This is a genomic window from Shewanella psychromarinicola (assembly GCF_003855155.1).
Classification (GTDB): Bacteria; Pseudomonadota; Gammaproteobacteria; order Enterobacterales; family Shewanellaceae; genus Shewanella; species Shewanella psychromarinicola.
This window is the reverse complement of record NZ_CP034073.1, coordinates 3,251,604-3,267,206: the sequence shown is the minus strand read 5'-3', so window position 1 is coordinate 3,267,206 and position 15,603 is coordinate 3,251,604. Positions and strand designations below refer to the sequence as shown.

Below are 15,603 nucleotides of genomic sequence, written 5' to 3'. Positions count from 1 at the left end.
ACATCGATAAGGCATTGCTCGATACGTATGATTTAAGGTAACAAAATGATCGGCGATTTAACATAACAATATATCAACATACTGGATCCACGTTGTATTATCTCTATGTTAGTTAATAGAATTATGCCAATGTTTACCCTAATCCGGCTCCACTTAACCCTGATTGTTGTTGCTGTTGATATCGAGCAAATTCTTGCAGAATAAGCTCGGTAAATAGTTGCCCTGCTCGCCCCAGCGGACGTTCAAGTGTGGACACTAATTGCGGTGTAAAACTAAAGCGGTTACCACCAATAAAATCAATCTCGATCAGTTGCCCTTGATGTAATTCTTCAGCAATTAAAAAATCCGGCATCCAACCAAAACCTAGACCTTTTAGTAAGGCATTTTTTTTCATAATAAAACCTGACAAATAAAATACTTTATCGCCGCCAAACTGCATTTCATCGCGGTCACGTTTACCAGGAGATGAATCTTCAATGGTTAACTCAACATGTTGTTGTAACTCGGGCAAACTAATGCCTTTTAACTGACTTAATGGATGTTGTGATGACGCCACTAGCACGCTGGTAATCGTAGGTAACGGTTTAGGATGATACGAGGGGCCAGTACGATAATCCTTGACCAACATTAAGTCTGCTTGGTCGCGCTCAAAGCGATGCTGTACGCCGCCTAAAAACTCCATATTAAGCTGCACTTTAGTGGGTATATTGTGTTCTGACATGCGCTTAAGCGCGGTCATGATCGGTTCCATCGGTAAAGCACCGTCTATCACTAACTCAAGCTTAGGCTCCCACCCCTGACTAAAACGACTGGCCAGATGTTCAATATTGGCTAAATGCTGCAGTAATCGTTGCCCTTCAGCCAGAATAACCTTGCCTTCAGGGGTTAATTCGGCGCGATAATTATCGCGGTTAAATAATGTGACCCCAAGATGTTGCTCTAATTTTTTAACTTGATAGCTAACCGCCGATTGCGCTTTATGTAAGCGCTCAGAAGCTTTCGAAAAACTTCCTTCTTCAACAAGCACTTGCAGTACATTAAAGGCATCAATATCTATTCGCATAAGATTTCCACTGTCTCGTTATTCGTACACTAATGTAAAGTTAACATAACAATCTAATAAATAGATTGAGTTAAGCTTTTTATTATTCTTTTTTTTTGTTGATCTTTACCACTAAATTGTTAGTTAGATCACAAATTGATTTACCCAATGCGATTAGGCCATAACAATCAATACCAATCGTATTACAAACATCACGACACTCACAGTCGCTCCACCATAGGACAACCACATGCCATTCTATGTTAAGCAAGGTCAGATCCCGACCAAACGGCATATTGCCTTCGAAAAAGACAATGGTGAGCTGTATCGTGAAGAATTATTTTCAACTCATGGCTTTTCGAATATTTATTCGAATAAATACCATCACAATATGCCAACCAAAGCGATAGACGTTCAACCTTACTCGTTATCTCATGGTGAACAATGGCAAGACCCACTGATCCAAAATTACAAAATAGACTCGCGCCAAGCCGACTGCCAAGGCAACTTTTTCAGCGCCCGTAATAAAATCTTTTTCAATAATGACGTGGCGATGTATACCGCTAAAGTCACTGAAGACACCAATGCGTTTTATCGCAATGCCTATGCTGACGAAGTGGTGTTTATTCACGAGGGTGAAGGACAACTACTCAGTGAATATGGGGTGATTAACACCCAAAAATGGGATTACCTAATTATTCCTCGCGGGACAACTTACCAGCTGAAATTTAACGATTATCAAAATGTGCGTTTATTTGTTATCGAATCATCGTCCATGGTGGAAGTGCCAAAGCATTTTAGAAACGAATATGGCCAAATGTTGGAGTCTGCTCCTTACTGTGAACGAGACATTCGTACGCCAACCTTGACTGATGCAGTGGTTGAAAAAGGTGAGTTTCCGTTAATGTGTAAATTCGGTGAGCGCTACCAAGAAATGACACTTCAATGGCATCCATTTGACTTAGTCGGCTGGGATGGGTGTGTGTATCCATGGGCATTCAACATTAGCGAATATGCCCCTAAAGTAGGTAAAATTCATTTGCCGCCGTCAGAGCATTTAGTCTTCAGCGCCCATAACTTTGTTATTTGTAATTTTGTTCCACGTCCTTATGACTTTCACCCTAAATCGATTCCTGCACCTTATTACCATAACAACATCGACAGCGATGAAGTCTTGTATTACGTCGACGGCGATTTTATGAGCCGCACCGGTATTGAAGCGGGTTACATGACCTTACACCAAAAAGGGGTGCCACATGGGCCTCAACCTGGTCGCACAGAAGCCTCTATCGGCAAAAAAGACACCTACGAATATGCGGTGATGGTCGATACCTTCGCCCCACTAAATTTAACCTCTCATGTTAAAAATTGCATGAGTGATGATTACAACCGCTCTTGGTTAGAAAACTAAGATCACATTTATCTCTACCCCAAGTCACCTAAGAGTGATGACGTGTTGACATAAAATAGAGGAAGACAAAATGGCAAGCGAACTAAACCCACTGGGCCTGTTAGGCATTGAATTCACCGAATTTGCCAGTCCAGATACTGAATATATGCACCAAGTATTTATTGATTTTGGTTTTTCAATGCTAAAAAAAGCCAAAGATAATGACATTGTTTACTATAAACAAAACGACATTAACTTTTTATTGAATAAAGGCCGTGCAGGCTTTTCTGCTCAATTTGCAAAATCTCATGGTCCGGCAATTTGTTCCATGGGTTGGCGCGTTGAAGATGCTAACTTTGCCTTTACAGAAGCGGTAGCTCGTGGTGCAAAACCCGCAGATGATGCCAATAAAGACATGCCATACCCGGCCATTTACGGTATTGGTGACAGCTTAATTTACTTTATCGACACCTTTGGTGAACAAAACAATATTTATCAAACTGACTTTGTCGATTTAGAGCAACCTGTCATCACGCCTGAGAAAGGCTTTATGGAGGTCGACCATTTGACCAACAATGTCTACAAAGGCACCATGGAAAAGTGGGCTAACTTTTATAAAGATATTTTTGGTTTTACCGAGGTACGTTATTTTGATATTAGTGGTGCGCAAACATCGCTTGTGTCTTATGCACTTCGTTCTCCAGATGGCAGCTTCTGCATTCCAATTAACGAAGGTAAAGGCAATAACAAAAATCAAATTGATGAATATTTGGGTGAATACAATGGCCCTGGCGTTCAACATCTGGCGTTCAGAAGTCGTGATATTGTCGCCTCATTAGATGCAATGGAAGATACCTCAATCCAAACACTGGATATTATTCCTGAATATTACGACACCATTTTTGAGAAGTTGCCACAGGTGACAGAAGATCACGATCGTATCAAGCACCATCAGATTTTGGTTGATGGTGATGAAGATGGGTATTTATTACAAATTTTCACCAAAAACTTATTTGGGCCAATCTTCATTGAAATCATTCAGCGTAAAAATAACCTCGGCTTTGGTGAAGGTAATTTTAAAGCGTTATTTGAATCCATTGAACGCGATCAAATCAAGCGCGGCGTGCTCTAGTTTTTAGACACTCAGTGATACATAAAAACCAGCAAAATGCTGGTTTTTATCATTTTAGCCTATTACACTCTGCCATCAATTTCGTTAACCAAAGAATTTTTCAATGCCAGATTACGCTGTACTCGCCGTTTTTATTCCGACGTTCTTTTTTGTCTCTATCACTCCGGGTATGTGCATGACGTTAGCCATGACCCTAGGCATGAGTATTGGCGTGCGAAAAACCTTGTGGATGATGTTGGGTGAATTAGTGGGCGTGGCCTTGGTCGCCATTGCAGCAGTACTTGGGGTTGCCAGCATCATGCTAAATTACCCGCAATTGTTCGACATTCTTAAGTGGGTTGGTGGTGCGTACCTTGGCTACATTGGCATTAATATGTGGCGCGCTAAAGGCAAAATGGCCATCATCACTGGCCTTGAAGTGAAAGCCAGTCGCATCAGTTTAATCAGCCAAGGATTTATTACCGCGATTGCCAACCCCAAAGGTTGGGCGTTTATGATTTCGTTATTACCGCCATTTATCAATGTCGATAATGCCGTAGGACCACAACTGGCGGTATTACTCGGTATTATTATGATAACCGAAAGCGTCTCTATGCTAGCTTATGCTAGTGGCGGTAAAAGCTTACGACTATTTCTAAGCCGGGGAGATAACATTCGCTTAATGAACCGTATCGCGGGAAGCTTAATGGTACTTGTTGGGATCTGGTTAGCACTAGGCTAACCCATACTGAACGACTCTATTTATCATTTATCATTTATCATTAGTCTTATACGGCAGTTGTTCGCACATTTGCTGCATATAAATATCAATGTGTGATTGCTCTTGCTCACAAAAATGGCCAATTGCCTCATTAAAGCCTTCATGGGCAATAAAATGGCTTGAGGTGGTTTTGACCGGGGAAAATCCTCGAGCCACCTTATGTTCACCTTGGGCACCTGCATCAAATACCGCTAATTTGTTGGCGATGGCGTACTCTATTCCTTGGTAGTAACAGGCTTCAAAATGCACCCCATCACATTCGGTTAATGCTCCCCAATAGCGGCCAAATAAATGCGTACCTGAAACAAAGTACAGTGCCGATGCGACTAATTGTCCTTCAATATTTTCAATCATTAATAACCGTATTGACGCTCCCATCGTTGCCGCTATCTGTTCAAAGAAAGCTGGCGATAAATAACCTGTGTGACCAGAACGCTTTAAATAAGTATTTTGATAACAGCGAACAAAACCCTGCCACTGTTCACTAGTGGCCTTGTCGCCATCAACAAAGCGAAACGCTAGCTGTTGTCTTGCTAAGGTTCGCTCTTTGAGGATGTTTTTACGTTTACGAGAGGTTAATGTACCAAGAAAGTCCGTAAAATCAACGTAACCTTGGTTGTGCCAATGAAACTGGCAACCAACCCGTTCCATTACCCCGGCTTGTGTCAACTGTTGCTGTTGATCGGGCGTGGTGAATAAACAATGCCAAGATGACCAATTGTGTTTAATTACCGCTTGCGACAAGTAAGTTTGAATATGGCCAATAAGCTGTTGCTGCTCGAGGGTTGAAAGCTCGGAATTGAAGCCTATACGCTGACCCGTTGTGGGTGTAAATGGAATGCTGCTCACCAGTTTGGGATAATAGTCTATATTATGGCGCTCATACGCTTCAGCCCAAGCCCAATCAAACACATACTCGCCCCAAGAATGAGTTTTAAGATAGAGCGGCATCAATGCCACAACATTATCCGCATCCATCACCATAAGGTGCATAGGTGTCCAGCCCGTTTCGGCGCTAACACATCGGCTCATTTCGAGTGCAGATAAATATTCATAACGTGTAAAAGGATGTTCCACGCCAAAAAAGTCATGCCATACTTTACTGTCTATATCACTAATATTGTTAATAAACTTATATTTATAAACTCGTGCTTGTGTTTTTTTCACCCACACTGTCCCTATTATCAATAATGCTCTAGGCCTAAAAACTCATACCAATTATTGCTCTCATGTGGCATGTTCTATCACAGTATCTTCTCAATACACACCAAGGATTGATCGTGACTCGACTCCCTAAATTAACACCGCTTTTTTTGAGCACCGCATTAACACTGACACTTTGTTATCCTGCGCTTCATATTGCTGACAGCCAAGCAAACGAAACATCCATTTTTAGTGAAATGGCAACGGCTCAGCCAATCTATGCTAAGCATGGCATGGTTTCAAGCCAAGAAGCATTAGCAAGTCAAATTGGCGTTGATATTTTGAAACAAGGAGGTAATGCCGTTGATGCTGCTGTGGCAGTGGCATACGCGCTTGCAGTGACATTACCTCGTGCGGGTAATATCGGTGGTGGCGGTTTTATGCTGGTGCATATAGCGGAGCAAAATAAAACCATTGCCATCGATTACCGTGAAACCGCACCGGCAAAAGCCTATAAAGATATCTTCCTTGATGAGCAAGGCAATGCCGTCGATAAACTCAGTCGTGAACATGGTTTAGCCGTTGGTGTTCCTGGCACCGTGATGGGGATGGAACTTGCGTTAACGCAATATGGCACCATGAGCATGAAACAGGTTATTGCCCCTGCCATGAAGTTAGCCATAGACGGTATTTCGGTAACCTCTGATTTATCAAACTCTCTTAGTGGCCTTAAGTCACGGATCACCCAATGGCCAAGTTCAGCAGAAATTTTCTACCATGGTGACGGCAGTAATTACCAAGTCAATGAGATCTTTAAACAGCCAGAATTAGCCCATTCATTATCGTTAATCGCAGAAAAAGGCAGTAAAGGATTTTATCAAGGCGAAACCGCGGAAAAAATTGTTACTGCTGTTACCAATGCCGGCGGCATGATGAGTCTTACGGATCTTGCAAACTATAAAGTCGTTGAACGTGAGCCTGTACGAGGTCATTACCGTGGTTATGAAGTGGTCTCTATGCCACCACCCTCTTCAGGCGGCATTCATATTATCGAAATGCTCAAAGTACTCGAGCAATTCCCCATTGATAAATTAGGCCACAATAGCGCAGATACTTTGCATCTTATGGCCGAAACCATGAAATATGCCTATGCTGATCGTAGTGAGTATTTAGGCGACCCAGATTTTGTCTCAGTCCCCATGAAACAATTGATAAGCCCTGAATACGCTAAAAATATAGCCAGTAAAATATCCATTAATAAAACCACACCCAGCAGCGAAATTAAACCCGGAAAACTGGCTCCATATGAGAGCGATCAAACCACTCACTTTTCGATTATCGATAAATGGGGCAATGCGGTTGCTAATACTTATACCCTTAACTTTAGTTATGGCTCAGGCCTAGTCGCTAAAGGTACGGGTATGTTATTAAACAATGAAATGGATGACTTTTCGGCTAAACCTGGTACACCTAATGGTTATGGGTTAATTGGTGGTGAAGCTAATGCAGTAGAAGGCAATAAACGTCCTCTTAGTTCAATGAGCCCAACGATTGTGATGAAAGATGGTAAGCCATATATTGTCACCGGCAGCCCAGGTGGTTCGCGCATTATTAATATTACCCTACAAATGATCATGAACGTCATCGACCATAAGTTGAATATTGCTGAAGCGACAGCCGCTGCGCGTATGCATCATCAATGGTTACCCGATTTTATTTGGGTAGAACATACATTAAATCGCGATACCATTTCATTACTTGAAGCAAAAGGTCACAAAGTCAAAGTAGGAAATGCGATGGGCAGTACCCAATCAATAATGATGACAGAACAAGGTCTTTTTGGGGCGTCAGATCCAAGACGTTCAGGTTCTGCCGCCATCGGTTACTAAAATGCTCAGTATTTACCTATAAAAATGATAGCGGTTTTTATTAATCTAAAACCGCTATCATTAATGACAAATATCCAGAACAAATAACCAGAACAAATAAACAGAACAAATAAACAGAACAAATAAGTTATAGCTCAACTCGGCCTTTATTGGATTAATTTGACTCAAGATAAATAGCTTAATAATAATTTTATGACTCTAACAATCCTATTAATTCTGACCATATATACACTCGCCATGATCAACCATCACTAAAACACAAATATATTGAATAATGACAACGAGTTCGACAATAAAAAATCTCCAAAGATCTGCGGGTATGAGTCATGAGCATTTTAATGCAGTAAGCATTAGTTTTCATTCGCAGGGTTAAGTGCCGTGGTTGGCTCAATATTAATGGCGTTAGTGATGACGTCGGCTGCAGTTGAATCAGTGGCTGTTGCGACTGCCTCTTTTGGCATAACACTTGATGGGCTTAGCATATACCTAGCTAACCATGCGGTAAGTGGAATAGTCAGTACAATACCGACGCTGCCCGCGAGCGCATGGATAATTGCCAATGCGATAACTGGGGTATTGATAAACTGAGTCAGAGGCATGTCTAAACCCCAAACCATCATAATCGTGGTGAGAGAGCTGCCTGCAAAAGCCAAGATTAACGTATTCGTCATGGTGCCCATGATATCTCTACCAATATTCATACTAGCCCGCATCAACTGAGTTGGTGAGAGTTTTGGGTCGGTAATCCTAAGCTCGTTGTAAGCAGAGGCAATGGAGATGGCTACGTCCATAACCGCACCTAATGCCGATATCATAATGGCGACGAACATTAACCAGCGCACCTGCAGTACTTGATTGGATATATAGATAACATCCTCACCTTTATCTAGGTATATACCCGACAGGTGGGCAAATTCCCCGAAGACTTGCGCCATGATGCCTGCTGCAATAACCCCCAACAAGGTGCCACCCATAGCGCAAAAACTTTTGCGGTTATAACCTGAAACTAAGATAAAATTAACCACGATTTTGATACCCATCAAAATAATGGTGATAGGCACCGGATTAAATCCTGCGAAGATGCTGGGTATAAGCACCCCTATAATAAGCGCCGCGGTGAAGTAAAGTGACACGATTGAGTGAAATCCCTCTTTCTTACCAAAGGAGAGTAATAGCAGTACAAAGGAAAATCCCATCCAATAGATGGCCGTTGAGCGCTTGTGGTTGTAAGCCCAATAGACTTTCTCTCGTCCGGTAATACGGATCATCATGATAAAGACATCACCTTGCTCAACCAGCACGTTGTGTTGGCGGCTAAGAGGATTTTGAATTTCGACTATCTTACCGGTTTCTGGACCTTCTAATATTTCCGCATTAAAGACTTGTTTACCCGTTAATATCGAAGGCACCCTAAGATCGGGTGCTAGTTCGTTGCTCACAACATCGGTCACTATGGCTTCAACAAAACTCTGTTGCAATGATGATTTTGCTTTAAAGTTTTCACTCAAGCTGGGGGAAAAATAAAATATCATAGTTGAGATGAAGGTGATTAGGATGGCAAAGCGGTAGTCTTTTAACATAGGCAGTCTTTCATTAAAAAGCCTCAATAAAGTGAGTATGGTTAATATCAATTCAATTACATTCAAATTTAGCAATAGGCTTTGTTAACAAGGGCGTTCTTTAAAGCTTATTGCTAAACGTTAATATATTTCTGCAAATTTTGAAGCGAGTGTTATTTGGAGCTAGAGCGGATAAAGACCCGTTGCAGGGCCTTTATCAATGACATTTTTAGATTATGGAGCTTCTACGCAACCTTCATATACTTTATCTTGATCTGCATTATCCTTGTTAGGATTAGCAAAGTAGCTAGAAGCATCGTTGAAGTTTACTGAGTGAAGAATCCCTGGGTATTTAGGGTTTTCAGGATCAATCTTGACACAGATCTCCTTATTCACAAGCTGAGTCCAAAGTGCTTGACCAGCGCCTTTATCAGTACGAGCGAGTGTAATGGCACCATTGGCTTGGTACTGCTTAAACTCCCAGTTGTTGTTGATGTAATCTCCAGCATTAACCGCCTTATTGGTTAGCACGAATCCAGTTAGCATGTCACGAATGGCGTAAGTAGTTTCGTTGACAGAGTCGTAGAATTTATCTTCTCCAGTGTCAGACACCCAACCATATTTCTTCACTTGAGAACCGTATCGGTAACTGTTAAGTGCTAATTTATAAGTTGCATTAGGATCAAATGGCTCACCATTGATTTCAGAAATATCAATGCGGCTACCTTCATTGGTGACCTTATAATTCTCGTCCATGGTGAGTACATCGCCAGTGAGATCGACCACGAAGTTAATCTTGCCATCGAACTGATCATAGTTATATGACTTCGCGCCCTTACGGAATGAGACCGTAATGTCACCATCCTTGTATGGGTTGAAATAGCTGTATGACCATTCCATATAGCGTTTTAGATTTTCACCAGTAATATTGACACCTATTAAGGTGTTATCGTACTTGTACAAACGGGTAGAATCTTTCTTAGCGTAATCTTGACCGTCAATAAGGTTTGAACCATCAGAGAATAGCGATGCTGCCGAAATATCAGCGCCTGATTGTTGTAACTGAATCGCGTTGATGAAATCCATTAGCGGGGTATCTTGTACTTTGGCTGTATGGATAGTGGTATAGAGTCTGCCTACCTCGTTGTTGATATCTTCATGAACCGCTTCATCAGCGCCGCCACCAGGGGTAAACACACCGACGACTTTACCAATCACTTCCTGCGCGTCAGTTTTAGCCATATCATCGACATATTGATACTGAGCACTTATATCGGTATCTTGCTCAATATTATATGTAGAAATATTCGCGAGTGTGGTATCCACCATCTCCCATTTGCCAGCAGCGTTCTTTTTAAGTTTGATATCAGCTTTGGCTAACGCAGAGCCCCATTTACCGGGTTCGATAATCTTAACGCTGTTTGTGCGATTAGATTCATCATAAACACCCGCAAGGGTTTTATCTTCCGCTGAGTGTTTTCCTTCTGCCGAAATATCTTGAGTAACAATATCGGCCCCAACCTCACTTTTAGTGATGCTTTCAATATAGGTTGCGTGCTCGTGGCCTGCGATAATAACATCGAATTGATCTGCCATAGCAGCAGCAATTTTGTAAACACCAGTGCCGCCACCAGAAGTTCTGCCTAGGTGGAAAGCACCAACAATAACATCAGGGTGATGCTTTGCTATCAATGTATCAACAGCCGCTTGGGTTGATGCTAATTCTTCATCAAACTTTAGACCTTTGAAGTGATCCGGAGCTGAAGCTTCCCAGTTGGGTATATTTGAAGGTGTTAGACCTACAATAGCCACTTTAGCGCCGTCGACTTCAAATACTTGAAAAGAGCGGATGTAATTAGTGCTACTCTCTTCCCACTTGATGTTGCTTGATACCACGGCACCGTTGAAGTGAGCAAGGTTACGATCAATAAACTCTCTTTCAAAGTTGAATTCGTGGTTGCCAGGAACCCATAAATCATAATCTAAGGCGTTAAGTGTTGAAACAACTGGATGGGTTGGATGATCATTGAATAGCTGTGCAGAGTTACCTTGAACGGTATCACCGATATCAATCAAGATCATGTTGTTGGTTTTGGCTTTTTCTTCTTTAAGTAGAGTGGCTATACGTGTTAGGCCTGCATCTTTGTCTTCACCATCGATAGCATAGTCATAACCAAAGAGACGCCCGTGTAAATCGGATGTCGCAGCGATGGTAATCGTCACTTCACTAACATCTTGAATTGCACTTTTTACGATGATATCGGGTGTATTTGATAACGTCTTACCTTCAGCAACCGTAGACGAAATAGCACTATCTATCGGTTTATCAACGTAAACAATCTCGTCATCACCATTACAAGCGGTTAGTCCAAGTGCAGCAGAAATCACTACCGCTAATACTTTCTTATTTAACATATACATTACTCTTAAATTTGTCATTTAACCCCAGAAGACAATCCCTTCTGCCCTTTGTCAGCCTATTGTAATTATCCGTTTGACGTATTGTTCGCCATAGCTGACTAGTGTTCGAGTATAAGAACGCCACGCTTAAATAACGTGATATAGTGCAAATACTCTAGTTAATAGGAGTGGCTGGATCACAATTCTGCAATCCATTTTGGAATATCGGATAAAAACAAAGCAGTAAATATTTTGAATTAGGCATTGACTTAGTCAAACGCCAAATTGAAGAAAAATTGACCATGATTCATGAAAAATCAAGTGCTAAAGCACATCCTACCTGCGACAATGCGAATAAATAAGCCTTCGTTGAAGCTGAAGATAACTTACGTGACGCGGTTGAAATCGAACACAAGAGCACTATCGAGTCCTTAAACCAACCTATTGGCGTTGTTGTGGCAAGCATGTAATGGTTTTTAACCTTGGTGCATGATGACCCAAGAGCTAAAGTTATCTCTAATGCTCAAATAACACGAGCGCAGTTCAAGGCCGGAGGACGTTATGTTGAAGGCGATACAAGCTAATAGGTACAAAAAGAGGAAGGTGACCTGTCTTACAAGAACGTGACTTAGCGACAATATTATTTGTCGTGGCATCAAATAACACTGTGCGTTTAGGGGGGATTTTCTGGTACCCGTTCTGACCACATAGTGCTTGAACGACCAGATACCAACCATGATGCATGATCACATGATATGACTAAGCAATCACAACTAAATGCGATTGGCGGATATGATCGGATCGTTGACCCGTCAGCTGATTATAACTGGGATTTTAACCCTATCGACAATGCAACTATTACATTAGACATTCGTTTTGAAACTCAATACAGCGATGTTGCCGACAAGTTTGTTAGTAATAATCAACAAGGCTAAATGGCGGAGTGGCCGAAACCCGCTGACATTTAGCCGGCTTTGCACTCTATAGGATTGATTTAACCACTGCCTCGGTAGCAAAACGGTCTGTTTAAACCTATAAAAAAGCGCGTTATGCGCCTTTTTATTTTTGTGACCTCACAACCTAGCCCAACAATTCTCGTTCAAACAACTATTGTTCAAACAATTTGGCCATTTTTTTAATATGCACTAATGACACTTGATGTTGGTTTCGTTGCGCACAAAGTTGTTGATGCTTATCGTCATTTGGATGTCCCACCAGCACTAGGTTAACCTTATACCCTAACGCTTTCGCAGCCGCCTCGTAAGCTATAAACTCCCACTTCGCGATATTGGTATTATCACAAATAACCATAGGCTCATTACGCGCTAATGCCTGAATAAATGCCGTTAAATTAGCCTGATGATATTGCGCTAATTTTTGCGGAATAAAGCGATATTTCCCTTGCTGATAAAAATAGCTATCTGTTGAGAACAGGCCATACTGACGGATATGAATCGCCTGTTCAACGCCTTGAGAAACAATAAATTGTTCAACCCAATAAGACTTACCACTGCCTGGTAGGCCCCGCATAATAATCACTAACTTGGTTTGGATGGCATCTCCAGCAATCGAATTAACCAACACGTCACTCACTGCCAATCACTTTACCCGCTAAAATATCTTCAACTAGCTGAGGTAAAATCTCACCCGCTTTACCGGTAAAGTGATATTGAAACTGGCTATGACGATCTGCTGGATCTAGATTAACTTCCGCGGTTTGAGCACCATGATGGTTGGCACTGTCGACAAAGCCTGCCGCCGGATAAACCGTACCAGAGGTGCCAATAGCAATAAATAAATCACAGTGGTCTAACGCATCGTGAATTCTATCCATACCAAAAGGCATTTCCCCAAACCACACAATATGTGGCCGTAAACGTTTCGCAGGAATACAACAAGTGCAACAGTTGTCCACACCAAAAGGCTCACGTAATACAAATGTTTGTAATGATTGTGGACAACGGCCTTTTGCTAATTCACCGTGCATATGCAGTAAACGTTTGGACCCAGCTCGCTCATGTAAATCATCAACATTTTGGGTGATCACTAGCAATTCACCCGTAAATTCTGCTTCAAGTTTTACTAATGCCAAATGTGCAGCATTAGGCGCAACCTCGCCACTGTTTAATTGCTGCCTACGGGTATTATAAAACCGCTCGACTAACTCTATATCTCTGGCATAGCCTTCTGGGGTGGCAACATCTTCAATATGATGCTGTTCCCACAAGCCATGTTGATCTCTAAATGTGCTCATACCCGACTCAGCTGAAATACCTGCGCCGGTCAGCACGACAATTTGCCGGTACATTGTTTGTCCTTTATTGTGATGGTGTAACATAGAATGTCATTAACGTTTAATAACCATATCAAAAATACGCTCTCACGTTACAAAATGTTGTCATTCGACGGTCAAAAAATTCACATAAAATTCATTTTGTTGATGCCATAATAATAGCGGATAGCAAAATAGACACAATAATCCCTTAGTATAAGTAAGCTTATTGAGAGATCCTTAACAAATAATATCAACTTAAGTGGGTGTTTTACTAAATAATCTCCATATAGGTTGATAAAGCACCTTAAGAGGTTTATGTTTTTAAACTCAAGACATATAATGATTAGATTATCCACCGATGAACCGATTGGTTCTGCAATCAAGAGATTAGCAATGACAGATGGAAATCAAGCGCTCAAAAAAGCCGGATTAAAAATAACTCTGCCGCGAGTTAAAATTCTAGAACTGATGCAAGAACCAGAAAATCAGCACATCAGTGCAGAAGACTTATATAAAAAGTTACTCGAAATAGGTGAGGAAATTGGCCTTGCTACTGTATACAGAGTATTAAACCAGTTCGATGATGCAGGCATTCTAAATCGTCATCATTTTGAAAGTGGTAAAGCGGTGTTTGAAATGTCAACTCAACAACACCATGACCATTTGGTATGTTTAACATGTGATAAAGTTATTGAGTTTTCTGACGACGTAATTGAACGTCGTCAAGACGAAATCGCCATGCGTCATAATATCAAGCTGACTCACCATAGCTTGTACCTTTATGGTCATTGCACCAATGATACATGTGATCACGCTGACGAATAGTCAATATATGGGCAGCAAAGAAACCAGCAAATTTGCTGGTTTTTTATTGGTTAACATTTATCATAAGCTTCCAAAATTAAGTTAAAGCAATAATGTCAGCCATAAACTAAAACTAAGCACTGATAACAAGGTCGATAATACCACCGTGCTACCTAAGGTTGATTCATGCTGCTTAAGTTCTGTAGCTATCAGATAAGCGTTCACGCCAAGCGGAGAAGCACTCAATAACACCAACATCGCAGTGTTCTGAACCGCTAGCTGAAACACAAAATGCGCCATCATATACACTAACGCTGGCAATAAAATAATTTTTAAGCTGCTTGCCATTAATGCTAAACGCCAATGCTCACCTATTCGATAGAAACTTAAATTAGCGCCTAAAACAAATAATGCACATGCTAATGCAGGTTTGGCTAATAATGCCAAGCCATCATTAAGCTGCTCCCCCAAGTTAAGATTTAAGGCATTCGCTAGAATGCCTAGCCCAATACTCATCACCACCGGATTCAGTGCCATGGAACGAGCGAATCGTCGCCATGAAAACCCTTGGCATTGTGCTCGTGCAGCTAAGATAAAAGTCAGCGCGAACAAGGTGGCGCTATGAAAAGTAATGATCATAAATACCTGCCCTATCATAGCTTCACCTAATGCTGCGGTAATAATCGGCAAGCCGACCAACACAGTATTGGAATAACTGGCACCTAATGCAAATACCGCACTGGCGTCACGTCCTTGCAGTGCTACAGGGCTAAAGTGGCGATTAATGCGATAGCCTATGGCAAACACCAACAGTACGGGTAAATAAAAAGCCAACAACGCAAATGGATCAATACTTTGTGCTAACGGTGCTGCCAGCATATTGATGAATAAAAACGCCGGAATACTGACATAAAAAGTGAATTTGCTAATCCCCGCAATGTGTTCTCTATTAAAAAAACCCGCACGCGTTAACACATAACCTAGAGCCACCATAAAAATCAATGGAAAAATAATACTAACAATGGTCATAAATAACCTCAGCCCGGGATAATAAACGGTTATCAAACAGTTCTTTGTGCAGCTAACTTCCTTGTATTGAGTTGCAATAGACTCGCTATTGACGCAGCCATTAACAGGTAAATTCATCTTGTTAGCAAACAAATGGCAAGTTTGAGTTGGAATATGTGGAGGTATTCTGCCTTTTAGCCA

At 41.4% G+C, this 15,603-nt stretch carries 13 protein-coding genes; 6 read left to right on the top strand and 7 right to left on the bottom strand.

Annotation, left to right across the window (positions count from 1 at the left end):
• Positions 1-133 precede the first annotated feature (133 nt).
• Positions 134-1,063 (bottom strand): LysR family transcriptional regulator, encoded by a 930-nt coding sequence (locus EGC80_RS14340; protein WP_124013858.1) that lies wholly within the window; start codon positions 1,061-1,063, stop codon positions 134-136.
• 229 nt (positions 1,064-1,292) lie between these two features.
• Between EGC80_RS14340 and EGC80_RS14335 the strand changes: the two genes are divergently transcribed.
• From EGC80_RS14335 to EGC80_RS14325, 3 genes are all read left to right on the top strand, one after another.
• Positions 1,293-2,453: a homogentisate 1,2-dioxygenase gene (locus EGC80_RS14335; RefSeq protein WP_124013859.1), complete on the top strand. Its 1,161-nt coding sequence runs from the start codon at positions 1,293-1,295 to the stop codon at positions 2,451-2,453.
• A 70-nt stretch (positions 2,454-2,523) separates the two neighbouring features.
• On the top strand, positions 2,524-3,564 hold the full coding sequence (gene hppD, locus EGC80_RS14330; RefSeq protein ID WP_101030847.1) for a 4-hydroxyphenylpyruvate dioxygenase: 1,041 nt from the start codon (positions 2,524-2,526) through the stop codon (positions 3,562-3,564).
• A gap of 103 nt (positions 3,565-3,667) precedes the next feature.
• Positions 3,668-4,285, top strand: coding sequence for a LysE family translocator (locus tag EGC80_RS14325; protein ID WP_124013860.1), 618 nt, complete (start codon positions 3,668-3,670; stop codon positions 4,283-4,285).
• A 30-nt stretch (positions 4,286-4,315) separates the two neighbouring features.
• On the opposite strand, the gene EGC80_RS14320 is transcribed toward EGC80_RS14325, so the two are convergent.
• Entirely contained in the window at positions 4,316-5,491 is a 1,176-nt protein-coding gene (locus tag EGC80_RS14320) for a GNAT family N-acetyltransferase (protein WP_124013861.1), read from the bottom strand.
• A gap of 113 nt (positions 5,492-5,604) precedes the next feature.
• Here EGC80_RS14320 and ggt point away from each other — a divergent pair, with 113 nt between their 5' ends.
• On the top strand, positions 5,605-7,356 hold the full coding sequence (ggt, locus tag EGC80_RS14315) for a gamma-glutamyltransferase (protein WP_124013862.1): 1,752 nt from the start codon (positions 5,605-5,607) through the stop codon (positions 7,354-7,356).
• A gap of 350 nt (positions 7,357-7,706) precedes the next feature.
• Here ggt and EGC80_RS14310 read toward each other — a convergent pair whose 3' ends face one another.
• Together EGC80_RS14310 and EGC80_RS14305 are read right to left on the bottom strand one after the other, a co-directional pair.
• Positions 7,707-8,936 (bottom strand): YibE/F family protein, encoded by a 1,230-nt coding sequence (locus EGC80_RS14310; protein ID WP_124013863.1) that lies wholly within the window; start codon positions 8,934-8,936, stop codon positions 7,707-7,709.
• Between the two features lie 213 nt (positions 8,937-9,149).
• Positions 9,150-11,330: a bifunctional metallophosphatase/5'-nucleotidase gene (locus EGC80_RS14305; protein WP_233768505.1), complete on the bottom strand. Its 2,181-nt coding sequence runs from the start codon at positions 11,328-11,330 to the stop codon at positions 9,150-9,152.
• A gap of 740 nt (positions 11,331-12,070) precedes the next feature.
• Between EGC80_RS14305 and EGC80_RS14300 the strand changes: the two genes are divergently transcribed.
• Positions 12,071-12,250 carry a hypothetical protein gene (locus EGC80_RS14300; RefSeq protein WP_124013864.1) on the top strand — a complete coding sequence of 60 codons (180 nt, stop codon included), beginning with the start codon at positions 12,071-12,073 and terminating at the stop codon, positions 12,248-12,250.
• A 172-nt stretch (positions 12,251-12,422) separates the two neighbouring features.
• Here the strand turns inward: EGC80_RS14300 and EGC80_RS14295 are convergent, their stop codons facing one another.
• The gene (locus EGC80_RS14295; protein ID WP_164839561.1) at positions 12,423-12,869 is read right to left on the bottom strand and encodes an AAA family ATPase; all 447 of its coding nucleotides are present in this window, start codon (positions 12,867-12,869) and stop codon (positions 12,423-12,425) included.
• 31 nt (positions 12,870-12,900) lie between these two features.
• Positions 12,901-13,623: a Sir2 family NAD+-dependent deacetylase gene (cobB, locus tag EGC80_RS14290; RefSeq protein ID WP_124013865.1), complete on the bottom strand. Its 723-nt coding sequence runs from the start codon at positions 13,621-13,623 to the stop codon at positions 12,901-12,903.
• Between the two features lie 360 nt (positions 13,624-13,983).
• Between cobB and fur the strand changes: the two genes are divergently transcribed.
• Positions 13,984-14,415, top strand: coding sequence for a ferric iron uptake transcriptional regulator (gene fur, locus EGC80_RS14285; protein WP_101034645.1), 432 nt, complete (start codon positions 13,984-13,986; stop codon positions 14,413-14,415).
• Positions 14,416-14,496: 81 nt separating this feature from the next.
• Here fur and EGC80_RS14280 read toward each other — a convergent pair whose 3' ends face one another.
• Positions 14,497-15,423 carry an AEC family transporter gene (locus EGC80_RS14280; RefSeq protein ID WP_124013866.1) on the bottom strand — a complete coding sequence of 309 codons (927 nt, stop codon included), beginning with the start codon at positions 15,421-15,423 and terminating at the stop codon, positions 14,497-14,499.
• Between the last annotated feature and the right edge of the window lie 180 nt (positions 15,424-15,603).